Raw genomic sequence first — 8,463 nt, 5'->3', positions numbered from 1 at the left:
CGCCGGCCCCCCCCCCCCCCCGGGGGCGCCCCCCCCGCTCTGCTGCTGCCGCGGAGCACACGCGGCCTGTGCGCGGAGTCTCGGCGGAGCCTTGGCGCAGGCGGCGCGCTAGCGGCGGCGTTCCCGGGCGGCCGTCAGCCGGCCCCGGACGGCGGCGTGGACCTCGGCCTCCTCGGCCGGGTCGGCGGCGAGGCGGCGCAGGCGCTCCAGCACACGGGCGTCGCCGGTGGTGGCGACGTGTCTCGCGGCGAGCTCCCGGGTGGACTCCTCGCAGTCCCAGAGGCACTCGACGGCCGGCCCCTCGGGGAAGTGCACGTCGGTCGCGGCGAGCGCCCGGGCGGCGCGACCGCGCAGTTCCGAGGAGACGGCCTCCCCGTAGATGTGGCGCAGGACCGGGACGGCTCCGGCGGCGGCCAGCCGCCCCGCGCCGTCGACCAGCGTCCCGAGCCCGGCGTCGGTCCCGGACACCCCGTGGACCGAGACCCAGCGGCGCAGCCCGCCCACCACCAGGGGGCCGTCGGCGGGCTCCCCCGCGTCGGCCAGCAGCCGGACGGCCGCCTCGCCGAGGGCGCTGTCGGCGCCGCCGGTGGCCGGGTCGGCCCAGCGGCGGGCCTGGGCCAGCGCCTCCGGGCCGCGCATCCGGCCGAGCAGTTCCAGGGCGAACCGGACCATCCGGTCGTCCACGTCGGCGGCGGCCACCTCGATCAGGCCGGCCGCGGCCGGGTCGCACTGGTCGACGAGGTAGCGCAGGGCGGCCCGGCGGGCACCGGGCAGACCCGTGCGGGCCGCCTCCAGCACGGCGCCGAGGTCCTCGGGCCGCACCACGGCGGCCAGGCAGCGGGCGGCCGCGGCGGCGCGGCGGTCCACCGCGTCGGGGCGGGCCGGGGAGCCGGCGTCACGGGACGCCTCGGGGCGGACCGGGCCGCCGGCGAAGGCCGCGGCGCCGAGGCCGCCGAGCTCGCCCTGGTCGGCCCAGGCCAGTACGTCGGCGGTGGACCAGCCGGGGGTGACGCCGCTGCGGTTCAGCTGGCGCTGCCACAGGTCGAAGGGGGACTGCTCACTGGCCGCGGCCACTCTGGGGTGGTAGGCGGCCCAGAGCCGCCAGGGCCTGGGCTCGTAGGCGCCCCGGATGGTCTCGCGCAGCTCGGCGTCGCCCTCGGGGCCCGGCGCGAAGCGGTCCAGCACGGCGGTCCCGAGCAGCAGCAGGCCGCGGTCGTCGTCGCGCAGCGCCAGCTCGTCCAGGGCCCAGGCCCAGTTGGTGCCGGTGGCGGCGTACTCGCGGAGCATGAGGAGGGCGTCCCGGCGGCCGTACGCGGCGAGGTGGCCCAGGACGGACAGCGCGAGGCCGGTGCGGGCCTCGTCCTCGTCGAGGAGGTCCTCCGGGGAGTGGAGGTGGTCCTCGATGCCGTCGAGCGACGCCTCCAGCTCCATGTAGAGGCGCGCGTAGTAGAGGGAGCGGTTCTCGACCTGCCAGTCGGCTCGCGGGTCCCTGGTGACGCACTCCTCCAACGCGGCGATGGCCTCGGTACGGTCGGCGGCCAGCGCATGGAGCTGCCCGTCACCGCGACCTCGCTGCAGGAGGCCGAGGAGGCTGGCACTGGGTGCTATCACTGGCTCGAACATGAGGTCAGCATCCGTTGCGGCGGTCGTAGTGGCAACGGGATTTCCGTCGCCGGGGTCTCTGGTCGGTACTGCGGTGGGCGCCCGGGCGCCGGAATCACCGAAGGTTACCGCTTCGGGCAGCCCGTCGCACACAGGGCGACCGGGCCTTTGTGCGCACTGGCATATGCCGGGGGAACTTTGGCGGCGTTCTGTCCAAATCGCCCACGGACGTCGGACCGCTGTGCGACAGTCGATCCCACCATCGCCGGCCGACCGCCGCGCACGGATGACTGGACACACCATGCCCATGACACCGACGCCCGGCCGCGACACGGTCGCCGCCGCCGAATGGGACCTGCGCACCGACCACGTGCACTGGTCCGCCGAGGCCTACCGACTGCTCGGCTGCGACCCCGGCCACGGCCCGCTCAGCCTCGACCGGCTGCCCGACCGGCTGAGCGAGGCGGACCGGCCGCAGCTGCGCCGGATGATGACCGACGCGCTGGTGCACGGCCGGTCCGCCGTCGGCACCCTTCAGGTCCGCCACCCCGGTGGCGGACACGGCATGGTCGAGTGCGCCGGCGAGCCCGTGCTCGGCAGCGACGGCACGGTCACCGCCCTGCGCATGCTGCTGCGCCCGGCCCGCGCCTGCTGACCGCCCGCCCGGCCCCCGGACGCCCCGAGGCCCCGAGCCCGGGCCCGGCCGGGATCAGGCGAACCGGGACCGGTTCTTCTCCGCCGCCACCCGCAGCTCCTGCCCCAGCTCGTCCCGCAGCTCGTCCACCGCCGGCACCCCCCGGTAGCGCGCGGTCAGCCGGTACATCTCCCTCAGCCGGTCCCACGTCCGGTGCGAGGAGTTCTGGCCGATCAGCCGCAGCACCTCCCTGACCTGCGCGTCCGCCGCCTCCGGCTCCCCGGTGAGCCAGTGCACCGAGGCCAGCGTGATCCGGTCGAACAGCGCCGAACGCAGCTGACCGGTCCCCTCCCGCAGCCGGATCACCCGCTCGGCGTGCCGGCGCGCCTCACCCGCCGCCGAGAGGTCGTGCTCGGCGAGCGTGCGCAGCACCAGCGCCTGCATCCCGCGCAGCTCCGCCTCGTCGAAGACCTGCATCCAGGACGGCGGCGGACCGTCCGGGTCCTCCGCGAAGAGGTCCTCCGCCTCCCCCAGCAGCCGCCAGGTCGCCTGCGACTGCCCGACCGACGCGTGCGCCCACGCCTCCACGGTGTTCAGCATCGCCCGGGTGCTCGGCAGCATCCGGCCGCCGCTCGCCCGCGCCGCGGCCATCAGGTCGATCGCGTCGTCGGCCCGCCCGAGGTGCACCATCTGGCGCGCCGCCCGGGAGAGCGCCTCCCCCGCCCGCGGCCGGTCGTCGGCCTCCTTCGCCGACTCGGCGGCCAGCGTGAAGTACTTCTGCGCGGTCGGCTCCAGCCCCACGTCGTGCGACATCCAGCCCGCCAGCACCGCGAGGTTGGCCGCGACCAGCCACAACCGCCGCTCCACGGAGGCACCGTGGCGGTGCGTCAGCAGCCCTCCCACCTCGTTGAGTTGACCGACCACCGCCTTGCGCTGCAGGCCGCCGCCGCGGGCCGCGTCCCAGGCCCGGAACACCTGCACCGAGCGCTCCAGCGCCTGCACCTCCTCGGCCCCCACCGGGCCCGCGTCGTACAGGTCCACCACCGGCCGGACACCGCCCTGGGTGACCACCTGTCGCGGACCGGGCGCCGAGGCCGCGTACGCGACCGCCTCCCCGCCCAGCCAGCCCTTCAACGAGTCGGCGATGACCGCCCCGGCCGTGAGCGCGGCGCCCGCACCCACCAATCCACGTCGGTTCAGCATGAGGTCCATTCCCGTGAACTCGGTGAGGACCGCGGCCGTCCGATCCGGCTCCCATGTCGACGTGGTGGCGGACTGCCCCGCTCCGGTCCTGGTGGGCCGGTGTCGCTCCAGACCGAGGTCCTCAGTGGTGACGACACGGCCGAGCCGCTCCGTGAACACGGCTGCCAGTACCCTCGGCACCGGATCGCGCGGGATCTCCCCCTGCTCGATCCACCGCCGCACCCGCGAGGTGTCGGTGGACAGCTGCTGCTGCCCCATCGCGGCACCCCGCCTGTTGACCAGCCGGGCCAGCTCGCCCTTCGACCATCCGGTCAGGACGAACAGATCGGCGAGTCGGGTGTTGGGTCCCCTGCTCAAGTGAAGCCCCCAGGATTCCTCGGCTGGTCCGAGGCTAGAGGCTCCGTCAGGTACCCGGCGAGCATTCGCCAGGCTTCGCCAGGGTCCGCCACATTACCAACCACCGTCGTCCGGGTGTGATGTAGAGGTGCGCCACCCCGCCTCCGGGTCGGGCGGCGCCCCAGACCGGTTCGGGGAGTTCCCCCGTGCGGGTTCCGGGGCGCTCCCGGTCCTCACCCGAGGGGGTGGCGCGGCCGGGTGGCGCGGGGGCGCCGGGCACGGCCGCGGCAGAACCGGCCGACCGCATTCCCCAGGGTGCGGACGGCCGGTCCACCGCCGCAGCACGGGGTTCCGGCCCCGGCGTCCGTGCCCGGCGCCCGCGCACCACCCACCGGACCGAACAGGGGCCCGCCGCCGGACCAGGAACCCGGCGGCACGGCCCTCCCCGCCCCCGCGGGCTCATCCGAGACGGACCAGGAAGGGATCTCCCTCACCCCATGTACTCCTCAGCGACCTCCCCGACGCCGACCGCGCCCCGGACCGCGCTGCGCCCCCCCACCGCAGCCGCCGGCCGTCCCGGCCCGAAGCAGGTCCCGCCGCCGTCCCGGCCGCCCGCCCCGCGCGGCGCCGCCGAGGGCCGGCCCGCGGACCCCCGGGGCCAGGCCGCCCGGGCCGCGCTGGGGCTCCGCTCGCCCGAGGCCGCCGGACCCCGTGTCCCCGGGGCCCGGATCCCCGCCGCCCGCCCCGGCGACGGCCGGCTGCTGCGCCCGCCGGTCCGGCCGGGCCAGCCCGCGGCACAGGAGCGGATCGACCCCTCGGCGCTGCAGACGCCGTCCGTCCGGGCCGCGCTCGCCGGCGTCTCGCGGATATGTCCCGCGTTCACCCCGCGCCAGGTACTGCGCGAGGGGAGCCGCCACATCCTGGTGGCGGGCACCATCGGCCGGGCGCCGGTGGTGGCCAAGTGCCTCTCCCCGCAGGCGGTGCGGAGTGAGTACTTCGAGCAGCTGGTGGCCGATTTCCACCACGAGGTGGCGGTCTACCGGGCCTTCGTCCGGCACCGCCCGCCGGTGCGGCTGCCCCGGCTGGTGGCGGCCGACCACGACCGCTGCGTGCTCGTCATGGAGCGCGTGCCCGGCCGCCCGGCCGCCCGGGAGCGCCACCCGGCCAACGCGCCCACGCCGGGCGAGGTGCGGGCGCTGCTCACCGCCGTCCGCACGCTCAACCTGTGGCGGCCACCGACCGACGTGTTCCAGCCCCGGCTGGACTACCAGTTGGAGATCGCCCGCTACCACTCGGTGGGCCAGCTCACCGACCGGGACGCCGGGGACCTGCGCGGTCTGCTGCACGGCCTCGGGCACGCCCCGCTCCAGCTCTGCCACGGCGACGCGCTGCTCAGCAACATGCTGCTGGCGCCGTCCGGCCCGGTGCTGGTCGACTGGGAGCAGGCCGGCTGGTACCTGCCCGGCTACGACCTGGCGGTGCTCTGGAGCGTGCTCTCCGGGGACACCGCGGCGCGCCGGCAGATCAGCCAACTCGCCCAGAGCGGCGGCACGCTGGCCCGGGACGCGTTCCTGGTGAACCTGGTGCTGGTGCTGATGCGCGAGATCCGGCTGTACGACGTGCCGGGCGCCGGCGAGGAGCAGCGGATCATGATCCGCCGGCTGTACGACGACGCCGCGCTGGCCCGCCGCGCGGTCCGGGCCGCTGTCGGGACGAGGTGACGCCGGCCGGCCGCCGGCGTCCGGTCAGGGCCGGGCGCCGCGTTCCAGGGCGGCCCGGCCCGCGGCCTCCAGGACGGCCTCGTCGGGGGCCAGGTGGACCCGGCTGCTGAGCGCGTCCCGCAGGTAGCGCTCCAGCGGGTGACGGCGGCTCAGTCCCGGGTTGCCGGTGAGCGAGACGGCCTGCTGGACGGCGGATATCGCGGCCCGGGTGGCCAGCAGGTGGGCCGGTCCGGTCCGGGCGACGGCCTCCGGCTCGGCGCTGTCCACCCGGGGGGCCAGCCCGTGGACCAGTTCCTCGGCGCCGATCAGCTGGGCCTCGATCTCGCCCAGCGCGCTGCGGTAGCGGGGCAGGCTGCCGAGCGGCTCGGTGAGATTGGCCGGAGTTCGCTGGTGCAGGAAGCGGACCAGCCAGTCCTGGGCCGAGCGGGCCACCCCGACGGCCACCGCGGAGAGCGCCAGATCGTGCCAGGCGCGGGCGAGTTCGGCCGCCGGGACGGCCCGGGGCGCGTCCCCGGCGGCAGTCGAGGCGGCGGTCGAGGCAGAACCGGGGCGCGCGGCAGAACCGGTCACGCCCCTTCCCGCGCCGCCCTTCGGCGGGTTCAGGCCGAGCGCGAGCTCGGCGGGCACCCGCACCTCGTCCAGCACCACGTCATGGCTGGCACTGGCCCGCAGGCCCAGCTGGTCCCAGGTCGGGTCGACCTCCAGCCCCTCGCTCTCGCCGCGCACCAGGAAGGTGCCGGTCCGGGGCTCCGGTTCGTCGGTCCGGGCGGTCACCGCCATCCAGGCGAGCGCCTCGGCACCGGCGCAGTACGTCTTCCGGCCGGTGAGCCGCCAGCCCGTGCCGTCCCAGCGGGCCACCGTGGCCGGCGGCTCGCCGGCGCGGGCGCCGGGCTCCGCGTGCAGGGTGTTGACCAGGGCCGGTCCGCGCCGGGACTCGGTGAGCAGCCGCCGGTAACCGGCCACCGGCCAGCCGGCGGTCCGCGCCTGTTCGGCGTGCTGGAGCAGGGTGAAGGCGGCGACCACGGCCACCGAGGCGTCCCCGCGCCCGAGTTGGGACAGCACCTGGACGGTGTCGGCGAGCGTGCCGCCGGGTCCGCCGTACCTCCGGTCGACGGTCAGGGTGAGCAGTCCGGCCTCGTGCACGGCCTCGATGCCCTGGTAGGGGAAGGTCGCGTCGCGGTCGTGCTCCTCGGCCCGGGCGGCCAGCAGGTCGACGACCCGGGGCAGCCCCGCGAGGGCGGAGGCGACGGGCGACGGAACGGCGGGCGACTGATCGGCAGCGATGGTGCTCATGGGGCTGGTGCCTCCGGACGGCAGCGTGGGCTCTGACTCCTCGACACACCCGCAACGGGCGCGCGGTACCGGTAGGCGACCCCGGAGGTCGGCGGAATTCCCGCCCCCGGAACCCGGGTTCAGCGGAACACCCGCCCCCGGACCGGCGCCGGCCGTTCGGCCGACCGCCCGCCGCCTCGGGGACGAATCCCCCTCAGTGGCCCGGACACGCCGCGCTGGCGGTGCGCCGCAGGTCGAGGTAGCTGCGACGGGTCAGCAGCAGGGGACGGCACGACATGTCCGCGACTTTACGAAGCCGTGATCGAGGCCGTCAAGCAGCGCCCGAGGCCCGGAACGAACGGGGTGACGGGAGTGCGACGAGTGCCGGACCGGGCAACCGGAACCCTGCCCTCCGGGGCACGGTTCCCGTACCCGTCAGCCCTGCTGGAACATGTCCGCGGGCAGCGGCTTGAGCAACTGGTAGAGGTCGTCCGAAATCGGTCGGTCCCAGGAGGCGATGGTGACCTGCACGCCGTCACTCCGGCCGAACTGGGCACAGAAGACCCGGCCCTCGCTGACCTTGACCTTCTTCACGATCAGCAGATCGTCCCCGAGCATGACCGGGAAGTCCTCCGCCGAGACGAAGTCGACCGGTTCCTCGTCACCGAGGGCGGCGAGCAGCTGACGCACCTCGAAGGGCACGCTGTCGCCGGTGTCCCGGGCCGGCGAACCCTCGGGGAGGTTGCCGATGAACATCGCCGGGCCTCTGCCGCCGAACAGGTCGTAGCGCAGGAAAATCCCCTGGCAGGAGCCGTCCGGGCCGGTCATCATGGCCGCACCGAAGTCGCCGGGCCAGTCGCCCGGGTCCATGGCGAGCACGTCGAAGTCCGGGCCGGTGGGCTGACCGGAGCGACGGCGGAGAAAAGACATGGGAACATCGTACGTGCCCGGCACACCACGCTCGCGGGGTGGGTGGGACGCCGGACGGAGATCCACGCTCAGAGACCAATGTTGACTCTGAGCAACCGTCCGGGCTACGTTCGGTTCAGCACGACAGCCGTTCTGGGTTTCACCCTCCGGGGGGACGGCCTGTCGCAACGCGGCCCTACACGCGTTTCCCTCACTGTGCACACCGTCGTGTCGATCCGCCGAGCACCCAGCTTCGAGGTGGCACACAGCACAGCACACAAGCCAACAGTTCCATGCATCACAAGCAAGGTCCGCGGGGCCCCGGCCCGTCGCTCCCGCGGATCTGCTCGGGACGCCGCCGCGTGGGGGCGTGCGGGTCCCGGGCACCGGCACCGACATCCGAGTCGCTCTCGGATTCGGCGCCATCCTCCCGGCGACTGCCGGCCCCTCGTGGGCCGGGAACGGCCGACGCACCCCCGGTGCGCAGGGGATGACTGGGAGGAAACCCGGCAGCGCTGTCGGGTTGCACAGCAGGCGCCGTGTCTGGCCGCGTGGGGGCGGTGGGCACGGCGTCTGCCTGTGCTCATACTCTGAGCTGCGTTTGTCCAGCAGTCAACAGAAATTATGACGGGGCACGCTCAAATGTGATCGGAACGATGATCCCCGGAGACCTTCGGGAAGACCTTCGGCACCGAGACCTTCGACACATCCTCCGGATCCGGGCCGACGCCCCGCGGGGGGGGCGGCGCCGGCCCGGCCCGGGAGGGGGAACAAACCCCCCCGCGC

At 75.3% G+C, this 8,463-nt stretch carries 6 protein-coding genes; 2 read left to right on the top strand and 4 right to left on the bottom strand.

Going from position 1 to position 8,463, the window contains the following annotated elements; translation table 11 throughout:
• Positions 1-108: 108 nt before the first annotated feature.
• Positions 109-1,623 (bottom strand): HEAT repeat domain-containing protein, encoded by a 1,515-nt coding sequence (locus ACFVUH_RS34235; protein WP_387917398.1) that lies wholly within the window; start codon positions 1,621-1,623, stop codon positions 109-111.
• Positions 1,624-1,909: 286 nt separating this feature from the next.
• Between ACFVUH_RS34235 and ACFVUH_RS34230 the strand changes: the two genes are divergently transcribed.
• Positions 1,910-2,257: a PAS domain-containing protein gene (locus tag ACFVUH_RS34230; RefSeq protein ID WP_355369780.1), complete on the top strand. Its 348-nt coding sequence runs from the start codon at positions 1,910-1,912 to the stop codon at positions 2,255-2,257.
• A gap of 54 nt (positions 2,258-2,311) precedes the next feature.
• Here the strand turns inward: ACFVUH_RS34230 and ACFVUH_RS34225 are convergent, their stop codons facing one another.
• Entirely contained in the window at positions 2,312-3,796 is a 1,485-nt protein-coding gene (locus ACFVUH_RS34225; protein ID WP_387917397.1) for a hypothetical protein, read from the bottom strand.
• A 476-nt stretch (positions 3,797-4,272) separates the two neighbouring features.
• Between ACFVUH_RS34225 and ACFVUH_RS34220 the strand changes: the two genes are divergently transcribed.
• Positions 4,273-5,496, top strand: coding sequence for a phosphotransferase (locus ACFVUH_RS34220; protein ID WP_387917395.1), 1,224 nt, complete (start codon positions 4,273-4,275; stop codon positions 5,494-5,496).
• 24 nt (positions 5,497-5,520) lie between these two features.
• Here ACFVUH_RS34220 and ACFVUH_RS34215 read toward each other — a convergent pair whose 3' ends face one another.
• A complete protein-coding gene (locus ACFVUH_RS34215; protein WP_387917394.1) occupies positions 5,521-6,789 on the bottom strand; it encodes an acyl-CoA dehydrogenase family protein in 1,269 nt (422 codons plus the stop codon).
• A gap of 414 nt (positions 6,790-7,203) precedes the next feature.
• Positions 7,204-7,698 (bottom strand): hypothetical protein, encoded by a 495-nt coding sequence (locus tag ACFVUH_RS34210; protein WP_355369788.1) that lies wholly within the window; start codon positions 7,696-7,698, stop codon positions 7,204-7,206.
• Positions 7,699-8,463: the final 765 nt, after the last annotated feature.

Source organism: Kitasatospora sp. NPDC058032 (genome assembly GCF_042885845.1).
Taxonomy (GTDB): domain Bacteria; phylum Actinomycetota; class Actinomycetes; order Streptomycetales; family Streptomycetaceae; genus Kitasatospora.
The sequence above is the reverse complement of the archived record's forward strand: the minus strand, read 5'-3'. Positions and strand labels throughout refer to the sequence as shown.